General features: G+C 41.4%; 20 protein-coding genes and 1 pseudogene. 12 read left to right on the top strand and 9 right to left on the bottom strand.

What is annotated here, in order from left to right; translation table 11 throughout:
- The coding region (locus H6G26_RS28965) for a hypothetical protein (protein WP_190733651.1) at positions 1–255 on the top strand (255 nt) is incomplete at its 5' end.
- Positions 256–624: 369 nt separating this feature from the next.
- Here the strand turns inward: H6G26_RS28965 and H6G26_RS28960 are convergent.
- Together H6G26_RS28960 and H6G26_RS28955 are read right to left on the bottom strand one after the other, a co-directional pair.
- A complete protein-coding gene (locus tag H6G26_RS28960) occupies positions 625–1,023 on the bottom strand; it encodes a hypothetical protein (RefSeq protein ID WP_190733649.1) in 399 nt (132 codons plus the stop codon).
- A 572-nt stretch (positions 1,024–1,595) separates the two neighbouring features.
- Positions 1,596–2,063 (bottom strand): hypothetical protein, encoded by a 468-nt coding sequence (locus H6G26_RS28955; protein WP_190733647.1) that lies wholly within the window; start codon positions 2,061–2,063, stop codon positions 1,596–1,598.
- 537 nt (positions 2,064–2,600) lie between these two features.
- Here H6G26_RS28955 and mobC point away from each other — a divergent pair.
- Both mobC and H6G26_RS28945 read left to right on the top strand, forming a co-directional pair.
- Complete coding sequence (gene mobC / locus H6G26_RS28950; protein WP_242053949.1) at positions 2,601–3,041, top strand: plasmid mobilization relaxosome protein MobC; 441 nt, start codon at positions 2,601–2,603, stop codon at positions 3,039–3,041.
- On the top strand, positions 3,022–3,840 hold the full coding sequence (locus H6G26_RS28945) for a relaxase/mobilization nuclease domain-containing protein (RefSeq protein WP_190733645.1): 819 nt from the start codon (positions 3,022–3,024) through the stop codon (positions 3,838–3,840). The genes mobC and H6G26_RS28945 overlap by 20 nt, the downstream gene beginning before the upstream one ends.
- Positions 3,841–4,110: 270 nt before the next feature.
- Here the strand turns inward: H6G26_RS28945 and H6G26_RS28940 are convergent.
- Positions 4,111–5,359: pseudogene (locus tag H6G26_RS28940) on the bottom strand (ISNCY family transposase).
- Positions 5,360–5,670: 311 nt separating this feature from the next.
- On the opposite strand from H6G26_RS28940, the gene H6G26_RS28935 reads away from it, so the two are divergent.
- From H6G26_RS28935 to H6G26_RS28925, 3 genes are all read left to right on the top strand, one after another.
- Entirely contained in the window at positions 5,671–7,266 is a 1,596-nt protein-coding gene (locus H6G26_RS28935; RefSeq protein ID WP_242053948.1) for a GGDEF domain-containing protein, read from the top strand.
- Between the two features lie 251 nt (positions 7,267–7,517).
- The gene (locus H6G26_RS28930; protein WP_190733637.1) at positions 7,518–9,983 is read left to right on the top strand and encodes an EAL domain-containing protein; all 2,466 of its coding nucleotides are present in this window, start codon (positions 7,518–7,520) and stop codon (positions 9,981–9,983) included.
- Positions 9,984–11,175: 1,192 nt separating this feature from the next.
- Positions 11,176–11,379: a CopG family transcriptional regulator gene (locus H6G26_RS28925; protein ID WP_190733635.1), complete on the top strand. Its 204-nt coding sequence runs from the start codon at positions 11,176–11,178 to the stop codon at positions 11,377–11,379.
- On the opposite strand, the gene H6G26_RS41880 is transcribed toward H6G26_RS28925, so the two are convergent.
- Positions 11,350–11,886: a hypothetical protein gene (locus tag H6G26_RS41880; RefSeq protein ID WP_199327136.1), complete on the bottom strand. Its 537-nt coding sequence runs from the start codon at positions 11,884–11,886 to the stop codon at positions 11,350–11,352. The two genes, H6G26_RS28925 and H6G26_RS41880, sit on opposite strands and share 30 nt — an antisense overlap.
- A gap of 37 nt (positions 11,887–11,923) precedes the next feature.
- On the bottom strand, positions 11,924–12,490 hold the full coding sequence (gene dinB / locus H6G26_RS41870; RefSeq protein WP_242053946.1) for a DNA polymerase IV: 567 nt from the start codon (positions 12,488–12,490) through the stop codon (positions 11,924–11,926).
- A gap of 232 nt (positions 12,491–12,722) precedes the next feature.
- On the opposite strand from dinB, the gene H6G26_RS28915 reads away from it, so the two are divergent.
- A complete protein-coding gene (locus H6G26_RS28915) occupies positions 12,723–14,240 on the top strand; it encodes a cryptochrome/photolyase family protein (protein ID WP_190733633.1) in 1,518 nt (505 codons plus the stop codon).
- 334 nt (positions 14,241–14,574) lie between these two features.
- Positions 14,575–15,054 (top strand): GNAT family N-acetyltransferase, encoded by a 480-nt coding sequence (locus H6G26_RS28910; protein ID WP_190733631.1) that lies wholly within the window; start codon positions 14,575–14,577, stop codon positions 15,052–15,054.
- 140 nt (positions 15,055–15,194) lie between these two features.
- Here the strand turns inward: H6G26_RS28910 and H6G26_RS28905 are convergent, their stop codons facing one another.
- Positions 15,195–15,470, bottom strand: coding sequence for a hypothetical protein (locus H6G26_RS28905; protein ID WP_190733659.1), 276 nt, complete (start codon positions 15,468–15,470; stop codon positions 15,195–15,197).
- 306 nt (positions 15,471–15,776) lie between these two features.
- A complete protein-coding gene (gene rpaB / locus H6G26_RS28900) occupies positions 15,777–16,517 on the bottom strand; it encodes a response regulator transcription factor RpaB (RefSeq protein WP_190733629.1) in 741 nt (246 codons plus the stop codon).
- Positions 16,518–16,825: 308 nt separating this feature from the next.
- On the opposite strand from rpaB, the gene H6G26_RS28895 reads away from it, so the two are divergent.
- Positions 16,826–17,122: a hypothetical protein gene (locus tag H6G26_RS28895; protein ID WP_190733627.1), complete on the top strand. Its 297-nt coding sequence runs from the start codon at positions 16,826–16,828 to the stop codon at positions 17,120–17,122.
- Between the two features lie 907 nt (positions 17,123–18,029).
- Here H6G26_RS28895 and H6G26_RS28890 read toward each other — a convergent pair.
- Both H6G26_RS28890 and H6G26_RS28885 read right to left on the bottom strand, forming a co-directional pair.
- On the bottom strand, positions 18,030–18,509 hold the full coding sequence (locus tag H6G26_RS28890; RefSeq protein ID WP_242053944.1) for an SRPBCC domain-containing protein: 480 nt from the start codon (positions 18,507–18,509) through the stop codon (positions 18,030–18,032).
- Between the two features lie 21 nt (positions 18,510–18,530).
- Positions 18,531–18,854, bottom strand: coding sequence for a metalloregulator ArsR/SmtB family transcription factor (locus tag H6G26_RS28885; RefSeq protein ID WP_190733626.1), 324 nt, complete (start codon positions 18,852–18,854; stop codon positions 18,531–18,533).
- A 1,126-nt stretch (positions 18,855–19,980) separates the two neighbouring features.
- Between H6G26_RS28885 and H6G26_RS28880 the strand changes: the two genes are divergently transcribed.
- The 3 genes from H6G26_RS28880 (at position 19,981) to H6G26_RS28870 (ending at position 25,222) form a co-directional block, all read left to right on the top strand.
- Complete coding sequence (locus H6G26_RS28880) at positions 19,981–21,534, top strand: ISL3 family transposase (RefSeq protein WP_347242515.1); 1,554 nt, start codon at positions 19,981–19,983, stop codon at positions 21,532–21,534.
- Positions 21,535–21,586: 52 nt separating this feature from the next.
- Positions 21,587–21,937, top strand: coding sequence for a four helix bundle protein (locus H6G26_RS28875; RefSeq protein WP_190733625.1), 351 nt, complete (start codon positions 21,587–21,589; stop codon positions 21,935–21,937).
- A gap of 294 nt (positions 21,938–22,231) precedes the next feature.
- Entirely contained in the window at positions 22,232–25,222 is a 2,991-nt protein-coding gene (locus tag H6G26_RS28870; protein ID WP_190733624.1) for a PAS domain S-box protein, read from the top strand.
- The last annotated feature ends 98 nt before the right edge of the window (positions 25,223–25,320 follow it).

The following is a 25,320-nucleotide window of genomic DNA, read 5'->3' as shown; positions in this document are numbered from 1 at the left end:
CGTACATACTTCCCGATGTTGATTGCTGAATCAGAATCATCACCAGAAGATGCCTTAGAACACGTCGCTGAAGTTGCCACAATCTTTACTAATACTGCACTGCGGCGAGTTTTTAACTTCTGCACGCCGATAGTTTTGGCTGACTTGCTGATGATTATCTTGCGTTGTTTACCTACTGAAGTTTACTCAGATCAATCCATTCAAGCGTGCGTTGCCCAGGTGCAAACGACCTGTAACTCGACAGTGATGCTCTAAAATTTATCTGCTTTTAATTTCTACTGACCTATCAGTAATAAAAGATGCTCCCCTTCATGATTGGGTACTTAATCATTGAGTGAGCGTTCCGTTCACTATGCCTTTTCATACCGTGCTATAGGCTCGATACCTACTTGGTCAACGAAGCCCAGGACGTATATCCCGAAAAGTCAGCGTAATCATTCCAGTATTTGATAAATACGTGGTGAGCAGTGAGCCTTTGCACGACATGTCCCAACTGGTGTTGAAGTTCCACAGATGGTAGTAAATGTAAACGATGCCTGTTGGACTCAAACTTAGATCGTAGTATAAATAAAGCTTCACAAGCTTTACGTGATTATGTTTTTCGAGAGTGGCATAAGAGAGTTATTATCGAGTGCCAATCCAATTAATAGTCCAACCATCTCTCTGAGCTTCTGTAGGGTATAGAGGACTACCATCAACGTTACGAACATAAACACGAAAACCATTCGGTGTAGCGTTATAAACTGCTGAACCACCCGTAGTTACCCAACAGCGATTATTGCAAGCTAATGATGTGACATAAATTGGAGTTTGCGTGAATCCTGTATTAGTATTTACATCTATATAAATACCAAAACCAGGTCTAGATGAATCATATTCTTTCCAATTGTTAGAGCCTGATGTACCACTTCTGACAATTTGAGCAAAAGCTTTTTGGTCTGCTTGAGCAACAAAAGCCATAGAAAAAAATATCAAAGTTAAAGCTGATGCTAATTTTGCCACGTAATCGAATTTATTGAACATGGTTCTTTAAACTTATTTTGAAATAATGTTGCAAAATTTTGAAAATACTATTTATCTTATTTATAACTTATAGTCTTTTCCATACATGAAATGTTAAGTAAAATTTACTTAAAAGTGAGTTATGAATAGTAATTTTAAGAAGTTTACTAACAAGTCAAAAAAGTAGATATCAATGTCAAAATTATAACTAAGTACGACGTAAACTAGGCGTTATAAAAATGATAAGAAACGCAATAAATTATCCCTAGATAAATCTGGTCAAAGCTTGTAAAGCTTTTTTGGCGATAGCATCTCCTAAATCAAGCAATACAGCATAAAATAACCAAATACCCCAAATCTGCAATTGAATGCTGTTAATAGAATCAGTATATAAATAACTTAAACCTAACAGTCGTTTTCCAGTATTAAAACCATCTTCAATGCCTCTTGAGTCATAAATCCCACGCCCGGATAAGAAAACGTTTTAAAACCTTCTGCCTTCTGCCTTAAAGCGCGTAACCTTTCATGATCACTAAAAGTTGCCAAGAACCTTAATGTGGTTTCAAAATCGCCTTGTTTGCGGTTTGAAGCGTTTATGTTTGCAGTTCGCTACAACTAGGTTCTGATTCGTCCTCTTGCTCCTGTGCTGCTGGCTGTTGTTTTTTGCTCTTGCCCGAAGTCTTCTTGACTAGTGATTCTTCAGCTTCGCTGCTGGCTTTTTCTTCTTGCTGATTTTCAGTAGCCCCCTGAACTGACATACTACTATCGCCGTTATCAGATGCCTGATGACGGCGACGGCTGCTTTTCTTCAACTCACCGATTAAATATTTGATTCTGCTGCCAGCCAAATTAATACCCAGACCCTTCAGCATTTCTGAAACTTCATCATAAGTGTAGCCGTACTTATTAGAGGTCAGCTTCTCAATGTACCGTCTCATTTTCCTGATGGCCTCTCTGTCCGATACATCTTCTCGCTCTTTCGGCTTCTGTTCCTTCAGCAGTGAGATGGCCTTATCAATCTTGCTCTTAGTGATCACCTCTGATTTCTGATGTTCAGCCATTGTTATTTCATGTAGTGATTGATTAACTACTAATTATCGGTTATCTGAAAACGTCTGTACCAATCTGTTTTCAGAATCCTAAAAAAAATGACTATTACGGCTAGGCCGAATCTGAGATTTTAATCAAAGCGGCTACGCCGAATCAGTTATTACTGTATTGGCTACGCCAAAGTAGATTTTCTTGTGGCAGCTACGCTGTTATTCCCATTCAACTGATATCAAAAAATTTGATTAATACGGCTACGCCTAATCAGTTCTTATTGTAGTGGCTACGCCTCATCTAAAACTTTAATATTACAGCTACGCCAAATCTAGAATTTATCTAGTGCTTGATTCTTGCCAATTACGGCTACGCCGTTCTTATATTCCTCTCCGCATTGTAGGATTGAGTCAGCCTCTCGTTGTGCCTCCGTACACACGTAGCACTTGACACCTCATTTACCCCAGTGTTAGGGCTAGAAGCCAGCCATGCCTCAAAGCTTACGCTTTGTCTCGCTGCGCTCGAACGGCAGACTGGTTCAAGTGGGGAAGCCCCCCTTGAAAAACCCCCCTCGCAATGTCCCTCAATCTCCTCGAATTATGGCGAACCGCAAGCAGTCTAAAGCTCTAGTCCGAAAGCATATTTTTCCAGTGAGATTAAGTGATATCGAATTGGATCTGCTGCGAATAAAATCACTTGACGCGGGAATGTCAGCGAGTGAACTGATGAGACGTAATGCTTTGATGCGTCCATTACCAAAACGACTGAGTAAAATTAGCTTGCAAACATATTGGGAATTAGGACAAATCGGCAACAACCTAAACCAGCTTGTCAAGGCAACCAACACAGCGTTAAAAATTGGGCGAACTTTACCTGCTGATCCACAACTACTAAGAGAGCTTTTAGAACTGCTGCATCAGTGCAGACGAGACATTGCCTTGGATGATGTTGATTTGGAAGATTCGGAAGAGTCAGAGGATGATTGGGAAGCAGACTAAACGTAGAGGTTTTCGCAAGCTGTTGGATTATTTAGAATCCCGTGAAGATGCTAAACTAATCGGCGGCAATATGAGCGGTAGAAATGCCCGTGAATTGGCGCGAGAGTTTAAGCTATCTCGACAGCTGAATTCTGATGCAGACCGAGTTGTTTATCATGTCTCACTGTCAGCAGCTAAGGGTGATAAATTAGATGATGAGAAGTGGAGCGAAATCGGCGATCGCTACATGAAGGAAATGGGTTTTGATGCTAATCAGTTTGTCATCTTCCGCCACAACAACACCGACGACGACCACATCCACATTGCAGCCAGCAGAATCAGGATGGATACTGGGCTAGTAGTGCATGATTCCTGGGATTATGTACGCTCTGAGAAAGTCCTGCGACAAGTTGAAATTGATTATGACCTAGTACAAGTCCAGGGCAGTAGAGAGAAACTGAATCGCACACCCAGCACAGGGCAAATTAGGCGCATTAGACGAGAACAAGAAGAATTTTCACAGGGACAACGTGACTCTCCTCCACAACGCATCATCAAAGAGGAACTTCAGCAGACAATTGATAGAGCCGGAGTTGATAATCCCCAAATGCCAACCCTGATCATGCGGTTACAGCAAGCTGGCATTAGTGTGAGAACAGGATTTACTAGGAATGGGAAGTCTAAAGGCATTTCTTATGAGAAAGATGGGCAGGCTTTTAGTGGCACACAGTTAGGCGCAGCTTATACCTTCCCCGGTTTGCAAAAACACAGCAATTCTCATTTTGAAAAAAAATCAGAGAAAATTCTGTTATTTAAATAGAGAACTTGTGTCGAAGCATCATTTTTTGACAGATAATTATCATCCAACGTTGGAGATAAACAGGTTTGAAGAAATCTGTCTATAAAAAATTGATTTCAACTGATAAATCCAGATGAAATTCTCAACAACTTTTTAGTTTTTTAATAAATAACTTTCTCCTTCTCTTTTAAGATATTGGCATTTATCAACTAGAATTTACTCTTTTTAATGGATCATGTTCTGTGAGGATGAATGAGAATAAATGTGACCAATCTTCAAACCATAAATATTTTAATAAGGTACGAATATCCTTAAAAAAAGTAGTTCGAGTTACTAATATTTCACGAACTTTTTGATAAACATAATTAACTAAATCTAAAACAGTATGAAATAAAAACGCTAGCAAATTTAAAGACAATAAGAACTCGCATAAATGATTTTCACCATGACCAAAGTTATGCTCTAAATTATAACCGTGATTTTTAAGAACGTTATTCCCCTCATTTTCAACTTTCCATCTGCTGCGCCCAGCTTTGACAATTGCTTCAACATTATTTTCAGTGATTTTATGATTAGTTACCCAATTATTTTGATAGATAATTTTCTGTGTTTTTTCATTAATAACAGTCACTTCGCACCAATTAACTTCAAGACTTGAGTCTTCATCTTTTAAGGGAACTCTCGAAGCATAACGATAGCGATAAATTAGATTTTTTCGCCCATCCCATTGTTTCTTTTCAATGGTTGTAATTTCTCCACTTTTTTCTAAGAATTTTAGCCAATCATATAAAGTCTTGTGTGACGTTTCCAGACAAACAAAAATAAAATTATAACCTTGTTTTAGTGCTAATTTACAAACTGGTTCGTGAGAATATAAGTCGTCTCCTAAAATGGTTACAGGATAACCATACTTATTTTGATGATTTTTATTTAACCATCTTTTAACAGCCGCATTTTCACAGTCTTGTTTTTGATGTCCATCTTGTTTTTTAATAAATTCTGGTGAGAGATTAATTACTTGTTTTTGATTAGGAGAAACTATAATAGGTGTGACACAGCCATGAAAATAAGTTGTAGTTCCATTTCGATGATTACGACAATTACAATGAGGACAATTAATTTTCTTAGATGAAAAATATTCTGTGCCATCTAATGCCACTAAAATTTCTCCATCTAAATAGAGAAACTTTGACAAAACTCCTTTTTTTTCTAACCATTCATAGACTTCTTGAAAACCCATAAAGATAGTAGCTGCTGGCACCGGGTCTAACAAATTTCTTATTTGATTATCACAGGGGATTTTCTCAATTGAAAATAAACTTTCTGCATTATCTTTTCCCTTATTGCTTTTCATTAATCGTTGATGGTCTAAAAAAGACGCTGACTGCGTAAAAAAGACGGAAAATGCTGCCATCACTGCGTCTTCTACCTGATATTTCGTATTATTTCCAGGTTTCCTTTCATCAGGTAAGTCATGTAATGATGACCGTAAAAATTGTATTAATTCAGGAATTTCTAGGGACCCTGCCAAATGATCCATGTTTGAGTAATTTGACGCACTGTCGGATTTTTAACTCACCGATTTTACATCATTTGACAACAATTATACATTTTTATTTTCCTTGAATTCCCTATTCTAAAAACCGAATGATAGACTGGATTTCCCCTTTTCGTTGTCAGCCAATTCCCGTTAATGAACTCAGTATTTATACTTAATCAATCGGTCAAATTGTTTTTTTAGCGATCGCTTCACTCGCCACAAGCATCGCCTCTCCCGGAAAACTAGTTTTTTTGTACTATATTTTGAATTTCAAAATGGGGGTTAATACTCTATTTATTTCAAAATGAGAATTGCTGACAAAAGAGTTAATTAGTACCGCAGCTTGGGTTGAACATACTCATGAAGTTCTTAAAGAGTTGCAGGCTTTGCAGTCTCAACTATTAAGTGCAGAGTCCCAGCAACGAGGTTTTCTGATTACAGATAACCAGCAATACTTGGATGCTTACTACCTAAATGCCAGTACCCTGAATAAACAAGTCAACACTATTCGTGAGTTAACAGGCGACAACCCTGTTCAACAGCAACACATTCAAGCTTTAGAGCCATTACTAAAAAAGCGATTAACGCTGTTGCAACAAACGCTTAATCTTCGGCGGCTCAAAGGATTTGAATTAGCACAGCAATTCATTGAGAAAGATGTTGGTCGAACCGCAAACGACGATATCGGACAAATTATCAATGCTATGATTGCTGAAGAGAATCGTTTACTCCAAATCCGCTCTACCAAGGTTAAGTTTACTGCCAACTTCACCATGCTTGTTGTCGGTTCTGGTGGAATTTTATCATTTGGCTTAATCCCTTTAGCTGGAACTGCAATTAATCGTCATATTAAACGGCAAAAGCAGGTTGAAGCTGACCTTGTTAACAGTGAAAAAAAGCTCAAACTTTGGGTGGGTGAACTCGAAGAACGCAATAATGAAATTTCTCAATTAGCTGAATTTAGCAATGTCTTGCAAGCCTGTTTTACCCAAGATGAGGCATACACAGCTTTGTCAGAACTGGTAAGTCCCTTATTCCCCAATACTAGCGGTGGTGTGTTTCTTATAAGTGAATCAAAAACATTAGTAGAACCCGTAGCCACATGGGGAGATGACTACGCCTACTTCAATCTATTTACACCAACCGAGTGTTGGGCATTAAGACGCGGACGACCCTACTTTTTGAAGGATGCTCAAAGTCACTTACACTGCCAGCATCTTCACCCACCTTTGAAAGGGCAAACCCTCTGTGTTCCGATGATGGCACAAGGTGAGGCTTTAGGCATTCTGCATCTGATCGCTTTTGAGACTGAACAACTGACTTCAACCAAACAACTTCTAGCCAATACTGTTGCTGAACACATTGCGATTGCACTGGCAAATCTCAAACTGCGAGAAACTCTTAAAAACCAAAGTATCCGTGACCCTTTAACTAGTTTATTTAATCGACGCTACATGGAAGAGTCCTTAGAAAGAGAAGTCAAAAGAGCAGAGCGTAAGGGACAAGCGTTTGGTTTGATTATGTTAGATGTAGACCACTTTAAGCGATTTAATGATACATTCGGGCATGAAGCCGGAGATATTGTATTGCGAGAGTTGGGGCAATTGTTCAAGAACATGATTCGCGGCTCTGACATTGCTTGTCGTTATGGCGGGGAGGAATTCATGCTACTTCTTCCAGAGGCTTCATTGCAAATCACTCAACTCAGAGCAGAGCAAATACGAATTGGAGCCAAACATCTCAATCTACAACATCGCCGTCAAACACTTGGCGCTGTTTCCCTTTCATTAGGAGTTGCCAGCTTTCCTCGACATGGTAATACTACTGAAACTCTAATCAGAGCCGCTGATGCTGCACTTTACCAAGCTAAAGCTACTGGACGGGATCTAGTTGTAGTTGCAGAGTAATGTCTGAGCGAACAATTGGCAGTATCATTTCCAATTCGCAATTCGCACTCTTGCTAACGCCCCGCAACGCTTTCGCAATTAATAATACCCAATTAACTTAACCGTATATTTTCGATATAGGTTGAGGGACAATAATCTATATTTTCATATTCTTCAGTACATTTTCGGACGGAAAATTGATTTTAAACTGTTAAGTATAAATACAGGACTTATATATCTTAATTGCCAGTTGATTAGATTCAAAGGAAAAAATGAACTTAACTACTTACAAAAGAAATACAGCCAGTTTTGTAATAGTAGTAGGAATTATGACTGGCATTGGTATAATCTCCTCTCGAAATCTGCTGGAATATCAAAAAAATACTCGATGGGTAACACACACATACACAGTCATTAAAAATACAAAAGAAGTAATTTTAGAAATTAATAATGCAGAGATTGGACAAAGAGGTTATCTGATTACAGGTAAAGAGCAATATCTCCAACCGTATGATATTGCAACTGACAAGATTCCCAAAACACTTCAAGTTTTACGTCAATTGACAAGAGATAACCCTAATCAACAGCGACGTCTTTCTATCTTTGAATCTTTAATTGCTAAAAAACTGGATTCGCTTAAAATAACGGTGAATTTTGCAACAAATAAGAATTTACCCTTGGCGCTACAGAGATTCGAGAGTAAGGAAAGTCAGAAGCTTTTGCAAGATATTCAAATGCTTGCTAAAGATATCGAAAGCGAAGAAAATCATTTGTTGAAACAGCGAACAATAGAAATGAATATCAGTGCTGCTAACACAAATGCATTTACTATTTTTGCCAGCATTATAGCTTCTCTTTTAGTTGGTTTAGCAACAGTGTTCACTAACCAAGAATTGGTCAAACGCAAGCGGATCGAGAATTCTCTCCAGCAGGCTAGTGAACATTTAGAAACCACAGTTAGGCAACGCACAGATGAACTTATAAAAACTAACCAACAATTGCAAACTGAAATTTATCAGCATGAACACACTCTCAACGCATTATCACTTCGAGAGAAGGAATTTAAGGCACTAGTTGAGAATGCACCTGACATTATTGCTAGGTTTAATACTCAATTACGCTACGTTTATGTTAATCCAGCTTTTCAAAAGCTTACAAACATCTTACCCCAAACTTTTATCGGTAAAGCTAATAGACAGTTGAGTTTACCAGAAGAATTTTCTCGAATATGGGAATATAAAATTCAGTCTGTTATTCAAACTAAGCAAGAGAACGAGTTTGAATGCAGGTTTCCCACAAACTCAGGTATAGAATATTACCATGCTCGCTTGCTGCCTGAGTTTGCTGCCGATGGTTCAGTAGAATTTGTTATGAGTATTGCTCGTAATATTACTGCTCTCAAACTTGCACAGGCACAATTAATCCATGATGCCTTTCATGATTCTCTAACCGGACTGCCTAACCGTGCTTTATTTATCGAACGCTTGGAGCGTGCTATTGCGCTGACAAAACGACGTACAGATTATAAGTTCGCTGTTTTTTTCCTTGATGTAAATCGCTTTAAAGTTGTCAACGATAGTCTCGGTCACACAATTGGCGACCAATTACTAAGTGCAATCGCACGAAGACTAGAAACCTGCTTACGTTCTCAAGACACAGTTGCTCGTATTGGAGGAGACGAATTCACAATCCTGCTTAATGATTTTAAAAACTTGAATGACATAACGTTCGTAGTTGAAAGAATAAATGCAGTTATCACATCCGTCTTTAACCTCAATGGACGCGACGTATTTACTAACGTCAGCATTGGTGTAGCCCTTAGTAAAAGTAGTTACAATTTGCCTGAAGAAATCCTACGTGATGCTGATATTGCTATGTATCGTGCTAAGGCATTGGGGAAAGCACGCTACGAGCTATTTGACTCAACCATGTACGCCCAAGCTATAGAGCTAATGCAGTTAGAGATGGATTTACGACATGCAATTGAACACCAAGAATTTATAATTCATTATCAACCGATTATTTTATTAGAAACTTACAAAGTAATTGGCTTCGAGGCTCTAGTACGTTGGCAGCACCCGCAACAGGGATTTGTTTCTCCAGACAAGTTTATTCCCATAGCTGAAGAAACTGGGCTGATTGTCCCTATCGGTTACTGGGTAATGCGTGAAGCTTGCCGTCAACTGCGTGCTTGGCAGGAGCAATTTCCTACTAGCCCACCCTTGACAATCAGTGTCAACATTTCCACTAAACAGTTTTCACAACCTGATCTAATTGAACAAATTCGCCAAATCTTGCAAGAGACTGGAGTTGAAGGCAGAAGTTTGAAACTGGAGATTACTGAAAGCGCAATTATGGAAAATACCGAATCTGCTACTGCTATGCTCTTACACTTGCAACAGATGAATGTCCAGTTACACTTAGATGATTTTGGCACAGGCTATTCATCTTTAAGTTACCTACACCGTTTCCCCACTAATGCCTTAAAGATTGATCGTTCTTTTGTAATGAACATTGGTGTTAATGGAGAAAACTTGGAAATTGTTCAAGCAATCATTACTCTGGCAGACAGTCTTAATTTAGATGTGGTTGCAGAGGGTGTAGAAACTGTTGAGCAACTCGCACAGCTTGCAATTTACAAATGCAAATATGCACAAGGATATTTTTTCTCCAAACCCTTAAATAGCAAATTAGCCAGCACCTTAATCGCATCTGGGCTTAACTTTCAGTCGAACTAAATTGCAACAAAATGCTACCAATTTCTTCACATCAATAGAGTATATAAATTTACTATAAAGAGTATATAAATTTACTATAATCATCTTTTACCAACATTCAGTTATACCTTAGTAAACATTTATACCTCTGTATAAGCACTGGAAATCTTGCCTACAGCGATCACATGAAGCACTGCATAAGGGCAATCACTCCAAAACCTACTCTCATCACTGCGGCTATCTCCTGATATCCCTTGACAGCATAGATCATATTCGTGCGTTGCCTTTAGGATTGTTCAACGCCAGCGATCGCTACCCAAGAGACAATCAAATTCTTACTCATTTTCACCTTTGTATAGCAGAGGAGAAAAATGGTCAGTTTTAAGTAACTATCCTCTGAAGGGTTGATTGAAGGGGCTACAGCGTTCGAGTTGTATCAACACCAAATCAAGCTGGCTCTATCGCCCCTTACGCTCTATTGGCAACTCTGGGTGGCAACCGTCTGATGTGTGGCGAGAGTTGAGGGTTGATGATTTCTGTGAGTAATTAAGCTCTGACTGAATAAAAATTAATATGTCATGCTAAATTACCTTCAAAAAAGCCATGAAACCCTTACTATGTAGGAAAAATGAACATTATTTACTAGTTATTTATGGGGTTTAGCACTGATTAGGGCTTTTGAGCTTTATTGTCGAGCCTAGTTTTGATAGCTAACTAATAATTTGGCATAGCAGCTACTGAAGAACCAAAATTATTAAACCTTAAGCAAGCTAGAAAATTTTCTAGCTTGCTAAGGTTTCGTTAAGTTATAGAGTTAAATATAGTGCTTGAATGAAAGTCTACATCCAGAGTAGTTAGTCAAATTCACCTTTGGGTAAAGAGCAAATGAATATTAGATGCAATTGTATGAAGATAAGGTTTCCTAAATTCAAGTGGTAATACTTGCTGATTATACGCCTCTTGCAAGGCTCACTCCAATTGCGCTTTGCTTAACAATATTTACAAAAAATACAAGCTCGTTTTAAATGTTTTAAATTTCACATAGATAATTTATCAGTGAAGTTTTGGGCTACAAGTAAATACTCTGGGGAGGGATGTGCTAAAAATAGTTTTACGGCAAGTATGCTGTGGTTAACATCTATATATTTGTTAAGTATTGCACAAGGCATTTCAAGTCTAGATAATTCATTAAATTTAATTATTAGGGCAAGTCATGAACAAAAAATGGGCTATCAAACGAATCACAATAAATCTCGCATCAGTTGAAAGCGAAAAACTTGAACGATATTGTGCAATGACAGGTAGACCTGCAACTGATGTGATTCGGGAGTTGATTCGCTCTCTCTCCATAACCGAGTTGTCAGCGTCTGAACAGACTACACCTACCCTAAAATATGATGTTCCAATTCTGAAATAGTGGCAATTGAATCACTTGGGTTTGTTTGGCGTTATCCAAATTAGACAAGGAAATGCCCAGTAACCTAATGCTGCGGTTTTCCAGATCAATCGACTCAAACAGCGCTTTGGCTATCTCAAAAATCGTAGAGAGTTCACTGATGGAAGCAAGCATTGTTTTACTGCGGGTTATCTGATGATAATCAGAAAACTTGACTTTTAGAGTTAATGTGCGTCCTCGCGTTTCGTGCTGCTCTAACCGTTGCTCGACAATTTGGGCAATCTGTTCGAGTTCTTGCAACATCTGGCTGATATTGCTTAAGTCTTGTGCAAACGAGGTTTCTGCACCAATCGACTTACGAACCCGATTCGCCTCAACTGGGCGGTCATCTTCTGCCCTGGCAATCCTATAGTAATAATGACCTGCTTTACCAAAGTGGTGTGTTAACTCAGTCAGCGATGCCTGCGGCAACGTCAGAGACGAACGCTCTTTCAAATCTGCACCACTATGAATCCCCAGTGAATGCATCTTCGCCGCCGTTACCTCACCAATCCCGTGAAACTTTTCAATCGGCAGTTGCTCTACAAAAGCGTAGACGCTTGCGGCTTGTCGTAGACATCGCTTGCTCTGGTAAAATTACTGTCAATCCATTCGGCTTATTTTGGCCTGATGCCATTTTTGCAAGAAACTTGTTAATCGACACACCTGCGGTTGCCGTCAACTGAGTTTCCTGGAAAATTGCAGTTTTGATATGTCTTGCGATAGTAGAAGCATACGTGATATTTTGCTTATTCTCAGTAACATCAAGGTATGCTTCATCTAGCGCAACTCCTTCCACCAAGTCAGTATAGCGTTTGAATATGGCGTGGATTGCTGCGGAAATCTCTCGGTAAACGTCGAATCTGGGTCTGACAAAGATAAGCCCAGGACATTTAGCGAACGCAGTTATTGAAGGCATCGCTGAATGAATACCAAACTTACGAGCTTCATAACTGGCTGCTGCAACTACGCCTCGCTGATTCGGACTGCCACCGACTACTAACGGTTTACCTCGGTAGCTAGGGTTGTCCCTCTGCTCTACCGATGCGTAGAAGGCATCCATGTCTACGTGAACTATCTTCCTCGTCTGCATTGTTGTTGAAGTATTACCATTTCTACCAAGCGGCGAGAACGACTATTCTCTCTTTAATTTGTGATTCGATATATTTGATAAATTTCTCACCACAATAGTACATTAGCACTAGCGCTTTTGAGCTTTCATCAGCTTTTTTATTGAGAAAGTTTTTGTAGCAATAAAGTTACACTTGATTGAGTAGCATTTTGTCATCACGTTGCCAACGCACGGATTGAGAGGAAGCAAGGGCATGACTATTGGCGTTTGGGTTCTTGGAGATCAACTTTGGGCTGGGCAGTCAGCACTGCAAAGTTGCTTGCTTCCAAAGCAACAAACTCCCATAATTTTTATTGAATCTCTAACTCATGCAGAGCAACTTCCTTACCATTTGCAAAAGCTAGTTCTAGTCTGGGGAGCCATGCGTCACTTTGCTGCCGAATTGCGATCGCTTGGCTTCCCAGTAACATACGCTCAAAGCCAAGATTTCAAAACACCTTTACTCCAATGGATTGAACAATACCAAATTACCGAACTGCGGGTGATGACTCCAACAGATCGCCCTTTTGCTACATTAATTCAAAAGCTAAACTTGACAATTCAAGTCACTTTTACACCAAATAATCGTTTTATCTGGAGCGATCAAGAGTTCATTGACTGGGCAGGTGGACGCAAACGCCTAATCATGGAGGACTTTTACCGCCAGGGACGACAGAGGTTCAACATTCTCATGGAGGGTGATCAACCTGTCGGTGGACGATGGAACTTTGATAGGCAGAATCGCAAACCACCCAAAGGCAAGCTGACCTTACCCGAAGCTTTATGGTTTGAACCAGACTCGATTACACAAGATGTAATTAACTTCATTAAGCAATCTGAGGCATTTCATGACAGTCGCTCTTACTGGCTCCTTGAGCCATTTCGTTGGGGAGTAACGCGACAACAAGCATTACTTGTACTTGAGTTTTTTATCAAAACACGTTTGTCTTCATTCGGGCCATACCAGGACGCGATGGTGACTGGCGAACAGACAATGTGGCACGCCATGCTTTCTCCTTATCTCAATATTGGATTGCTTCATCCTTTGGAAGTTGTTCAAGCAGCACAACTTGCTTATTACGACAACAGCAGTAACTGGGAGCTAAACAGCATTGAAGGCTTTATCCGTCAGATACTTGGTTGGCGAGAGTATATGCACGGTGTTTATGTTTACCTAGATGATGACTATTCAGAACGTAACTGGTTTAACCACACTCATCCACTGCCTGCTTTTTATTGGACTGGCGATACACAGATGAATTGTCTGCACCAAATTCTTACTCAGGTTAAACAAATAGGTTATGCTCATCATATTCAACGGTTGATGGTCTTGAACAACTTTGCTTTGATTGCAGGTATCTCCCCCCAAGAACTTGAAGACTGGTTTCATGCTGCTTTTATTGATGGCTACGATTGGGTGATGCAAACCAATGTCATTGGCATGGGACAGTTTGCTGATGGTGGAATGATTGCATCTAAGCCTTATGCTGCTTCTGCTAACTACATCAACAACATGAGCGACTATTGTTTGAATTGTACTTACAACCCTCGTGAGCGCACCACTGAAAATGCTTGTCCTTTCAACTTTTTTTATTGGGACTTCCTGGCTCGTCATTACGACTTGTTAAAAGAGCAGCCACGTATGACTCAAATACTGCGTAACTTGGAGCGCCTCTCTCCATCAGAACTTCAAGAAATCCGCTCTCTGGCTTCTAGTTGGCACACTATCTAAAGCAGCCGTTTAGCCATTTGTGTAAGCAAATATCTGCAATTATTCCAGACGATAAAACAGGGTTGTTAGTAGTTAACAAACCCACTATCTAGATAGAAAAAATTATCCTTTGCTTGCAGCAATTGAACTAATCCAACGAGCAACTAGCTAACATCAGCTAGATTTTGTGTCCCAATGGGACACATTTGCCCTTCATGCACTACGCCATCACCCCAACAGAGCAATCGTAGAATGTAGAGGGCTATGAAGGAAGCCTTGGGCAGGCAGTTTAAGTTGAAATTTAGCTCATCTGGCTGTTAGATAGAAAGTAGTTTAATGATAAGCAAATAAACTTATGGTTAAAGTCCACCTGCGTCAAATTAACAAAGATAATCTTACTTCATGCCTCAGTCTTCAGGTCAGTGAAAATCAAAAAAATTTAGTTGCGACTACGGCACAATCGTTAGCACAAGCGTATGTTGATCCCAATCTTTACCCTTTAGCGATCTATGATACTGCGGCGTGTGGTTATGAACAACCATCAGTGCCAATGCTTGGCTTTACGATGTATGAGTTATTCGCAGGCGTAGGGTTCATCATGCGTTTAATGATTGACTATAAATACCAACGTCAGGGTTACGGACGAGCGACGATGCTAGAGATGATTCGCCGCCTCAAGCTATGTCCTGATGTAGAAATCATTGCCACCAGTTATTGCAAAGAGAATCAAGCTGCTGCAAACTTATATCAAAGTCTAGGATTCAGAGAATGGGGAATTTCATACACAATTTCTCACCCTACCGAAGTATATGTGAAGCTTGAAGAATTTCCTTGATTACCAAGCATTGGGAACTACTTAGCAGGCAGACAATGCCACTAATGCTCATCTTGGCTCGGATCACCGCTCATCACCGTTCATCCCTCATCCACTCTAGCCCTATCGTCAACCCCTTCGGGGAATTCAAAATTGTTAATTCAAAATTCAAACATTTTAGAGATTAGCGGGGACTTGTACCCAGAATTAATCAATTCCAAAAGTTTTCTTATTTTTCCTAACATAATTTTGAATTTTGCATTTTGAATTTCATTAAAGGTCAACGCTGCTTCGACAGTGTAATAAATCTTTTGCTCTCCAAATACGCCACCTGTGCGGCTGACGATCCGAAACTGCCAGCACTGCCCAAGAGTATAAAATACCATTAGGATACTGGCATTGGTCCAAAGCACTGTATAAAGTTTAACTTGCGACATTTGGTGGTTTCTGAATGCGATATCTGCCTTAGTCTAAGAGGTTGCTTGAAAAAACAGTCAACAGTAGTCTTTCTAGACGTGAGTATTCGGATGCTTGAGCGTTATCTCCACAGCGACAAATCAACATTAACCCAACAATTTTGAATTGCAAGTCCATTATTCGTATTTTTATGAAAGCTGACATGCGCCATAACAGACCTTTAAAAATTTAAGTAGTGGCTACTTGTTGTTGCAGCTAAGGTCTATCGACCGTACACAGCAATTACAAATGATTAACTGTTTAAATCAACAGAGCCAACGGGAGCTTTATTCCTGTTCTGATTCAACAATTCGTGGGAAAAAATAACCACTACCTCTTGCGGTTAAGATAAATTCTGGCAAGTTAGGGTTAGATTCTACCTTTGTTCGCAATCGAGAGATATGCACATCTACCACACGGGTGTCTGTATTCATCTCTGGTACAAAACCCCACAATTGCTGCAAGATTTCAGTCCTTGAAAAAATCTTTCCCGAATGATTAACTAACAACTCTAATAAGCTAAACTCCACACCTGTCAACCGAATGCGTTGCTCATTTTTATGAACTTGCCGCCTACTTGTATCGATTTTGAGATTGCCCACATGGATTATAAAAGAATTAGGAATAGCATTGATATTGGTTTTGTGGGAGCGCCGTTTTAATACACAGGCAATTCGAGCTTCTAGTTCTTTGGGGGAGAAAGGTTTTGTCATGTAGTCATCAGCACCAAGTTCTAGCCCAGTGATTCGGTCTGCTACATCTCCTAAAGCTGTGAGCATGATGATTGGCACATCCGATTGTTTCCGTAATTCTTGGCACACACCGTAGCCATCCAGCTTTGGCATCATTACATCTAGAACGATCAAGTCAGGGGTCAACAGATGAAAAGCTGACAAAGCTTCTTCACCATCACTAGCTGTAACTACACTGTAGCCAATCATTTCTAGACGCGTCTGTAAAATTCGGCGGATGCTGGCTTCGTCATCTACTACTAAGATTGTGCCTTTATCACCTGATAAGTTTTTCAACGCTGTTCCTAATGAGCGAGAACTCTTAACCCTTTATTATCTGCTTATTAGGAGTCAAAAGCGCAAAACAATCTTGAGTTACAGTCATGATCAAGAAGCGATCGCTTAATACTTGCATCTGTGCTCCTATTATGCTGGGGCATCTACCCAAAACAGATTTGTACTGAAAAAGATAAATTCTTACAATTTGGGACTCGTATTTTCCATAGTTTTGCAGTAGAGTGTTTATTCCGTGCAATTATTAATACCTAACTTCTCCCAAATTTACCCATCCAAATTTTAAGCCAATGCCTTCGAGGGAACAGCCAATGAAAGCTTCTAATGATATAGATACAAAAAAAATCATCAAAAAATCCGACAAGCTTACCCTGAGACAGATGAAGCTAATCGAGGAGGCTGAAGACCAACTTCTTCTTGAAGCTAATACTGACAATTCTACTGCCCCTGTAGTTGAGGTTGAGGAGAAACCAGTAGCGATTTCAGAGCCTAGAGTTCCTGACTATGTTCCATTGCTTGACAATCCTCCAGTACAATCTGTGGGCAACTCTGGCTGGCAGGTTTCTAATGTCTGGCGGGATATTCGGGTAGATGATTTTTGTAATTAAAGCAGACAATTTGTATTCCCAGACGGTTCTGCATCGAGGCGGTTGCAGTTATCCATGATCCGAATCTTAGAAATTGAGGGACAGGTGAGGGACAGGAACCGCTTCAGGGAGAAAAGTTTTCCCGAATGCATTCTTCGGCGGCAATGCCTCTGCCTCTTCGCTGAACCAATATTATGGCAACCGCCTGAGCAACTTTTGTAAACTATCTTTGCACTCAGTCAAAGTTATAGTTGCATTATGCCTATAATAAGTTACGGCTAACTATAACTAAAAGTTAGCACCATGTAAGTATGTATCGCTGGATTACGCATCAAAGGCGATACCAAAGACAAACAAAATTTATCGGCAGCGCAATAGTTTCTATTTTGTTGCCAATATGCACCCAGAGCGATCGCATTGTGGGTTTGCAGACTAAGTGAAATTTTTTAACGCAAGAATAAGGGTTTGAGCAACCTTTGTTGCAGACTAAATGAAATTTTGTTGCAGACTAAGTGAAAAATTCCCCCTAAATTCGCAGACTAAATGAAATTTTCCACAAAATGGACATAAAACGTCTCAATTCATTACCACACAAGGCTTTGAAGCAAAACTTTGATTGTAGCGATGCTCTGGGGCTACGAAAGAATCAGGGTTACACAAGTAGATTTTCAATTAGTCTGCAACGAAATTTCACTTAGTCCGCACGAATTTCATTTAGTCTGCAAACCGACAGCATGTTGGTGAAAGTGTTGTGTCTGGGAAAAGTAGTTTTTATCGTATTTTATGTCGGATAAAAGATAACAGATTCTTATTTTGTGTTCACACTTTTGTATTGTGAGTGTATTATAAGTGTAGCATAAAAATAATCGGCTTGACATTTACCTCAGCGATCGCTTTGGTAAATGTCAAGCCTGCGAGCGAGTTGTAATTAATCGTTTGGTTCTAAAAGCTTGCCCAAAGCTTCAACGGACTGCCGCCAGCCGCTTTCCATGCCGCTAGCAACCATGCCGTCACGGTCTGACTGGCTCATTGCTGTGCTATGGGTACGGATCTCAGTTGTATGTTCGTCAATTGCGACAAACTCAGCTTTTTCCAGCATGACATGCCCACGTTCCGGCATCCCCAAGAATTCAAATGTCTGCACGATTCGTTTATCTAGAGCGACTTCATGAAAACAGCCAGTAAACTCATACTCGTGACCATCTTCTGATTGTTCAGCAATGTGCCAACTGCCGCCGTCTTGACAATCGAAGTGATACACTTTCATTTCTTTACCGCGACACCACCAATTGGCAAACAGTTCCTCTTTGGTATATGCTTCAAATACCTTTTCTAACCGAGCCTTGATTGTGACAGTACCGAAAATATTTTGTGAATTTTCTGGAACTGTTACTGTCAGATGTGCCATACTACCCTCCTGCTACTTTAGTTATCGATCTTCTAGTAGTTTTTCCAGAGCATCAAAGCGGGCACTCCAGATTTTTTCATACTCGCCCAGATACGCTGCGGCTACTTTAAGAGTTTTCGGCTGAATCTGAATAACTTTCTTCTTACCACTTCGACGCTTAGTAATCAGTCCGGCTTTCTCCAACACACTGATGTGCTTTGCGATCGCTGCAAAAGACATCGCATAGGGTTGTGCTAATTCGCCGATAGTATGTTCTGCTGTTGATACCCGCTTCAGAATGTCTCGCCGCGTCACATCAGCCAGAGCAGCAAAAATTTTATCAAGGGCTACATTTGATTCAACCATATAGTTGAATGATATCCCAAGATACAGATCGTGTCAAGTGACGAGGCGGACAACTTTTACCTTCTGTCTTGGGCAAATTCTACCTGAAGTCACATACAATTTTGGGTGTTACTTCCACTGTGCTTCCAAGCGATCGCCGCGATATGGCAAATAACACCCAGTTTGACAACCTGTGAACTTAAACAGAAAGTAGCTCTGTTGCTCGATTTCGGTTTTTATAGCAGCTATACCTAAGCGAAGTTTTAATGCTGGGCATGAATATGTTTGCCGACCTTAAGGTTACAAAACAGAACATAGGCTCATGTTATGCTTTCAAAACCAGCTTTCGATAAATAATTTCCGACGTAGTATAAAGGCTTTGGGCTACGTAATTCTGACTTAAAGGATAATGTGACCGTAGAACAAAACCTATGATAGAAGCGTGTTTGAAAGAATGGAATGCGTTAGCGTTCGCGCAGCGTTCCACAGGAAAGCTTAATGAAGTTATCCCTTGTAAAGTATGGTGAATGTAGGGCAACGCAGAAATAAGCATTCCAGGTTTTAATTCCGGCCACTTTATCCTTTAAGTCCGCCCATCTTTTCCTTTAAGTGACAGTAATTGCTCAACTTATGCTTTCAAAGTTGCTCATTTTATCGGTTCTTGGCAACTTTTGGTGATCTTGGTTGAGGAAGGCAGAAGGCAGAGGGCAGAAGGCAGAAGTCGGAAGTCAGAAAGATATAATTGAGATACTTCAAACTTCACTCCATCAAACATTTGAGGGATAAGCCTTACTCATGCCCTATGTCGGTGCTAACTCACCTCTTACCAGATTCAAACAATCTGAAACTTGAGAATTGCCAACTTGACGAGATAAAAACTCAGATAAAGTTGATTGTTTCCGCCATCAATAGAGTAGTTAATTGTTCAGTTTGTAACCAACCAACTCATAAAATTCATAGTCGCTATGAACGGAATGGCACTAAGAAAAGCGCAAATGTATTATTTACAAGGGTTTCATCACTTTGGAAAAACGTAGGCTAATGAAGCAGCGATCGCAAACTGAGGGTTGTAGATTATTCTGATTCCCGACCTTAAAACTATTATTTTTCTAAACCCTTTACCAGGCAAGTATTTCAGCTTTTCTTAGTGCCATTCCGCTATGAACGCTTATTAGCAGACTTACCTTGGGCTGATTACAGCATTACTTTACAATTAAGGGTGCGGAAGTTTTTTTGCATTAACACTTTATGTAAACGACGCATTTTTACAGAAAGGCTGATCAATGTAACCGCACCTTGGGCTAGAAGAACTCTACGTTTAGCTCAACGACTAAGTGCGATTGCTTTAGCTAATGGTGGTGCAGCAGGAGTAAGACTCTCGGAGCAATTGGGGATAAAAGTTTCTCGCAACACACTATTAAATTTAGTCCGCTCCATCCCACTACCACCAATCGTAACGCCACATACTCTTGGGGTAGATGATTTCTGTTTTCGTAAATGTAAAACTTACGGCACAGCACTAATTGACCTGGAGCGCAGACGACCAATTGCGCTACTAAAAGATGCTAAGGCTGAAACCTTGGCAGAATGGTTAAAAGCTCACCCTGGTGTCAAAGTCGTTTCACGAGATCGGTCAAAAACTTATGAAAGTGGTATTCGTCAAGGCGCACCAGAAGCCATTCAAGTTGCAGACCGTTTTCATCTATTGCAAAACTTATTTCAAACGCTTGAGCAAGTCTTTGGTACTCACGCTAAAGCACTTAAAGAAGTGGAAAAACAAGTCTTTAGTACTGATACTAAAGTGCTAAAAGAGGTGGAAACAGCACACAACCCCCTGATTGCGGAGGCTAATCCCTACCCAGTTGTGCCAAGGTTTCCCCAAAACACATCTTTAAAAAGAAAAGTCCAATCCACCAAGGCACAGACCAGACGGAGGGACATCCATGAGCAAGTTTGGAGCTTACGGTCTATTGGCTTATCAGTGCAAGCAATCGCTAAAGAACTGGGAGTGGCTAGAAATACCGTCTATAATTACAAGCGTTGCTCAACTTTTACCGAACGTCGCCAACGTAGCGACCAAGGTCTCAGTCTTCTCAACCCATATCATGATTACCTCCTAAGTCGCTGGAATAGCGGGAACCACAACACCCAAAAACTGTTTGAGGAAATTCGCGCCTGCGGCTATATCGGTAGTTATGGCACGGTCAATCGCTTCATTCGTTATCTCAAAACCTTGCCCGGATCTGAACCACGACAAGGTTCAAGAAAAAACGCTTCCCCCAAGGTAAGCTCTTCTTCCCATCGTCCTCTCACCCCTAATCGCGTCACAGCTTTAGTCTTGCGGCGACCAGAATTAACACAGCCTAATGAGCATGAAGTAATCGCTCAACTAAAAACAGCCCATTCGGATTTTAAGTCAGTCATTGAGCTAGCCCAACAGTTTGCATCTCTTGTGCGTCAACGTCTGAGCGAGCAGCTCGATGCTTGGTTAAACAAAGCTAAAAACAGCTCTGTTTCTTTGTTGCGCTCCTTTGCTGTTAGTTTAGAGTCTGACTACGATGCTGTCAAAGCAGGTGTAACTATGTCAGTCAGCAATGGCCCCGTTGAAGGACATATTAATCGACTGAAAATGTTAAAGCGGCAGATGTATGGTCGGGCCAAGATAGACTTACTGGAACGACGATTTTTGTTAGCTACCTGAAGTCTAAAGTTTAAAGCTTCCAACTTTTTGTGATTAACTTCAAACTTAACTTATGAGTTATAGAAATCAGTTTATCTGGCAAAGGGCAGTTCAACTTGCTATCAATTGTTATAAATTTACACGCCTATTTCCTCAGTCAGAACTGTACGGTTTAACTAGTCAAATACGTCGTTCATCTGTGTCTGTAGCGTCTAATATAGCAGAAGGCTATGGTAGGCGTTCCAAACCAGAATATATACAGTTTTTACATATTGCGTTAGGTTCTTTGAGAGAACTTGATACGCAATTAATCATTGCCAAAGAAGTAGATTTAGCTGATAAAGACCTTTTCACTCCCATATTGAATGAAGTTGAGGAAATGCAAAGTATATTAGTTGCAAGTTTAAACAAACTTAAAGCTTGAACTTACTACTTATTCCTTTCTTTCTTTCTTTCTTTCTTCCTTCTGCCCTCTGCCCTCTGCCTTCTGCCTAAACCAGCCCACTATTGATCACCAAAAGTTGCCAAGAACCATTTTATCCTTACAGTGACAAATGTACCTTACGGGGGGACAAAAAGATTCATTTATGCGAATATTATTAGAGCAGTAAAAAGCGTAACTTGCTTAATGTATAAGCTTTTTAGCCTCTGACACAGCAAGGCATTAATTCCTTAAAATTGACAAATAATTCTTTAATGGACAACAAGAGCTATCGTCATGGTAGAGATGCCTTCACATAAAGAGATTGAGCAACGCTTTGGGGTTGTGCCAAACTTCTTCCGGCTTGCCAGCAACACTCCAGAAATCACGATGAATCTCTGGGGATTTGCCAAGTTTGCCTACCTCGATAGTCCGCTGCCTTCTTTATTTAAGGAGCGGTTGTTTGTCTATCTTTCACGCTTTTGTGAGGTACGCTACTGCATCGCCCGACACATTGGGTTTTTGGTTGGGTTGGGATATCCGGCGGGCGATCGCCATTGTCTACCACAAACGGTTGAACAAGTACTACCACTGCTACAACGTTCGCTACCACGCGGTGAAGAACTCGAAAGGGCGATCGCCTTGTGTGCTGCTTACGATTCATCGGGCTTTGAATGTCCAAATCCCGACTCTCCAGAAGAATCGGCAATAATAGCCTGCGCCACCCATGTATTTTTGCAGACCTCCGATGCATCTAGAGCGCTCGTTGCCCTGCAACCGGTATTTGGTACGAGGCTGGAGATTCTCAACGTGTTCCTCGCGTTTGTCCGCATGGCTCATCACTGGACGCAGCTCCACCGAGAGTTGCGCTTCGAGGAAGACATCAATCACTTGCTGGCAACCCATGAAGTGCTTGCCAATTATTTGCTCAACGATCCAGAAGTTGAGGACAATGCTTTGAACCAACGGGTATTGTTAGAAATAGCCGAACTGGGGCAGTTGAAGGAAGAACACAAGAGCCTTGCTGTGGCATACGAAGTGGTGAGCCGTGAGAATGAACAGTTACCAATCGAACGGCAACAACGCCAACGAGTTGAAGAGAATCTGCGGCAGAGCGAGGCGCGGTTGCAGCTGGCTCTAGATGCAGCACAGATGGGGACATTTGTGTGGCACATCCAAGACGAGCGCGCTGAATTAGATGCCCGGATGCTGGTGCTTTTTGGGCTACCTACCGACAGCACACTCACGCTCAGGGAAGCACTCGCTAACTTTGTTCACCCGGACGATGGCACAGGTTACGCCGAAGCGCTCGCCCGCGCCATTGACCCTACTGGTGACGGCGCACTTCGTCAGGAAATTCGCGTGGTGCATTCAGATGGAGCGGTGCGATGGCTGGCAATTACCGGGCAGACGTTCTTTGAGACCCAACCGCGCCGTGCTGTACGGATGTCGGGCATAGCTGCTGACATTAGTGATCGCAAACTAGCCCAACTCGCCTTGCAAAGGAGCGAAGCTCGCCTGAGAGCAGTTACGGCTAATTTGCCCAATGGAGCGGTTTTTATTGTGGATCGCGAGTTGCGCTATCAGTTGGCAGCAGGCAAAGCACTTGAGCAGGCAGGCATGACTCCCGAAGACTTGGTTGACAAAACCATTTGGGAAGCCCTCGACCCTGAACTAGCAACCAGTTACGAATCCTACTTCCGGCAAGCCCTCAATGGCGAACCTTATAGCTTAGAGCATCACAGCCACGAGCGCGACTATGCCTCTCATGGCCTTCCTTTGTTTGATGCTCAGGGTGAGGTAGAAGCTGTCCTGGCAGTATCTTACGACATTACGGAGCGCAAACTAGCTGAAGTCGCCTTGCGCGAGAGTGAACAACGCTTCCGACTAATGGCAGATGCTGTACCGCAAATTGTTTGGATTACAGATGCCCAAGGGAGGGTTGAGTTCTTTAACAAGCAATGGAGCAACTACACCGGAGTCAGTTACGAACCGACAACGGCTGCTCAGGTGGCGGCTAACTTCGTTCACCCGGAAGATGGCGAGCGCACAATGGCAGCGTTTAACGAAGCGCGACGTACTGGCAGCATTTTCGCAGTCGAACACCGGATTCGCTCGGCACAGGGAGCCTATCGCTGGTTTCTTGTCCGCGCCGAGCCTTACCGAGATCCACAAACGGGCGAGATTGTTCGTTGGTTCGGCGCATCAGTCGATATCCACGATCGCAAGCAGGCAGAACAAGCCTTGCGTGAGCGTGAACAACGCCTGGTGATTGCGACCGAAGCAGCACAGTTGGGAATATTCGAGTGGAGAGTACCAGAGGATGTCACAATCTGGGAGAATGATCGACTGTACGAAATGTTCGGACTCACGCCCGCCGATGGTTCAGTCTCGGCGCAAGAGTTTTTTAACAGCTACCTGCATCCAGACGATGCTCAAGCCTTTGGAGCCAAATTTACCCAAGCAATGCAAACGGGCAGTTTGCGCCAAACAAGTTACCGTATTTGTCGCCGAGACGGGACAATACGCTGGATCGAAGTCAACGGACAGTTTGAATTTGCCGCCGACGGTTCACTGTTGCGATTTGTTGGTGTAAATGCCGACATCACCCAGCGCAAGCAGGCAGAAGCGACAATTTTGCAACGAGAAGCGCAATTTCGCCAACTGGCGGACGCAATGCCGCAACAGGTTTGGATTACCGATACTCAAGGCAAGACGCAATACGTGAATCAGCAATGGACAACTTACACTGGGTTGACATTGGAGCAGACTCAAGATATTCATTATGCGACTGGAGTCATTCACCCGGATGACTTTGAGATAGCAAGTCAACTATGGAATACTGCGCTGGTCACAGGGATACCCTATCAAGCTGAATTTCGCTTGAAACACTCCTCTGATAATATCTATCGTTGGTTTCTCTCCCGAGCGATCCCCATTCGTGATCAACAAGGACAAATTGTGCAGTGGTTTGGCACTAGCACAGACATTGAAGAGTTCAGACGCGCCCAGACCCAACGAGAACAACTCTTACAACGAGAACAGACCGCACGAGAAGCCGCCGAGAACGCCAATCGGATCAAAGATGAATTTCTGGCAGTGCTGTCACATGAGTTGCGTTCGCCCCTCAATCCAATTTTAGGATGGACACGATTATTACAGAACGGCAAACTCGATGCTGCCCGTCAACGAGAAGCTTTAGCAATCATTGAACGTAATGCCAAACTCCAGACGCAATTGATCTCAGATTTGCTCGACATCTCCCGCATTATGCGAGGTAAACTATAGACCTCTTGCAAAATTACTTTTATGTTATAGTCAAGGGTTTGCATTTTGGAATTGCTAAATTTAACTCATAGTTATAAATTGCTGCTAGTAAGTTACAA

This window comes from Nostoc sp. FACHB-888 (assembly GCF_014696655.1).
Classification (GTDB): Bacteria; Cyanobacteriota; Cyanobacteriia; order Cyanobacteriales; family Nostocaceae; genus Nostoc.
This window is presented reverse-complemented; position numbering and strand designations above follow the sequence as displayed.

Coding starts and splice junctions, on each gene's coding strand:
- H6G26_RS28885 (WP_190733626.1), bottom strand. CDS start 18,854: ATGGTTGAATCAAATGTAGCCCTTGATAAAATTTTTGCTGCTCTGGCT.
- H6G26_RS28895 (WP_190733627.1), top strand. CDS start 16,826: ATGAAAGCTTCTAATGATATAGATACAAAAAAAATCATCAAAAAATCC.
- H6G26_RS28875 (WP_190733625.1), top strand. CDS start 21,587: ATGAGTTATAGAAATCAGTTTATCTGGCAAAGGGCAGTTCAACTTGCT.
- H6G26_RS28910 (WP_190733631.1), top strand. CDS start 14,575: ATGGTTAAAGTCCACCTGCGTCAAATTAACAAAGATAATCTTACTTCA.
- H6G26_RS28890 (WP_242053944.1), bottom strand. CDS start 18,509: ATGGCACATCTGACAGTAACAGTTCCAGAAAATTCACAAAATATTTTC.
- H6G26_RS28960 (WP_190733649.1), bottom strand. CDS start 1,023: ATGTTCAATAAATTCGATTACGTGGCAAAATTAGCATCAGCTTTAACT.
- H6G26_RS28870 (WP_190733624.1), top strand. CDS start 22,232: ATGGTAGAGATGCCTTCACATAAAGAGATTGAGCAACGCTTTGGGGTT.
- H6G26_RS28925 (WP_190733635.1), top strand. CDS start 11,176: ATGAACAAAAAATGGGCTATCAAACGAATCACAATAAATCTCGCATCA.
- H6G26_RS28945 (WP_190733645.1), top strand. CDS start 3,022: ATGATTGGGAAGCAGACTAAACGTAGAGGTTTTCGCAAGCTGTTGGAT.
- H6G26_RS28955 (WP_190733647.1), bottom strand. CDS start 2,063: ATGGCTGAACATCAGAAATCAGAGGTGATCACTAAGAGCAAGATTGAT.
- H6G26_RS41880 (WP_199327136.1), bottom strand. CDS start 11,886: ATGCATTCACTGGGGATTCATAGTGGTGCAGATTTGAAAGAGCGTTCG.
- dinB (WP_242053946.1), bottom strand. CDS start 12,490: ATGCAGACGAGGAAGATAGTTCACGTAGACATGGATGCCTTCTACGCA.
- H6G26_RS28905 (WP_190733659.1), bottom strand. CDS start 15,470: ATGTCGCAAGTTAAACTTTATACAGTGCTTTGGACCAATGCCAGTATC.
- H6G26_RS28930 (WP_190733637.1), top strand. CDS start 7,518: ATGAACTTAACTACTTACAAAAGAAATACAGCCAGTTTTGTAATAGTA.
- H6G26_RS28915 (WP_190733633.1), top strand. CDS start 12,723: ATGACTATTGGCGTTTGGGTTCTTGGAGATCAACTTTGGGCTGGGCAG.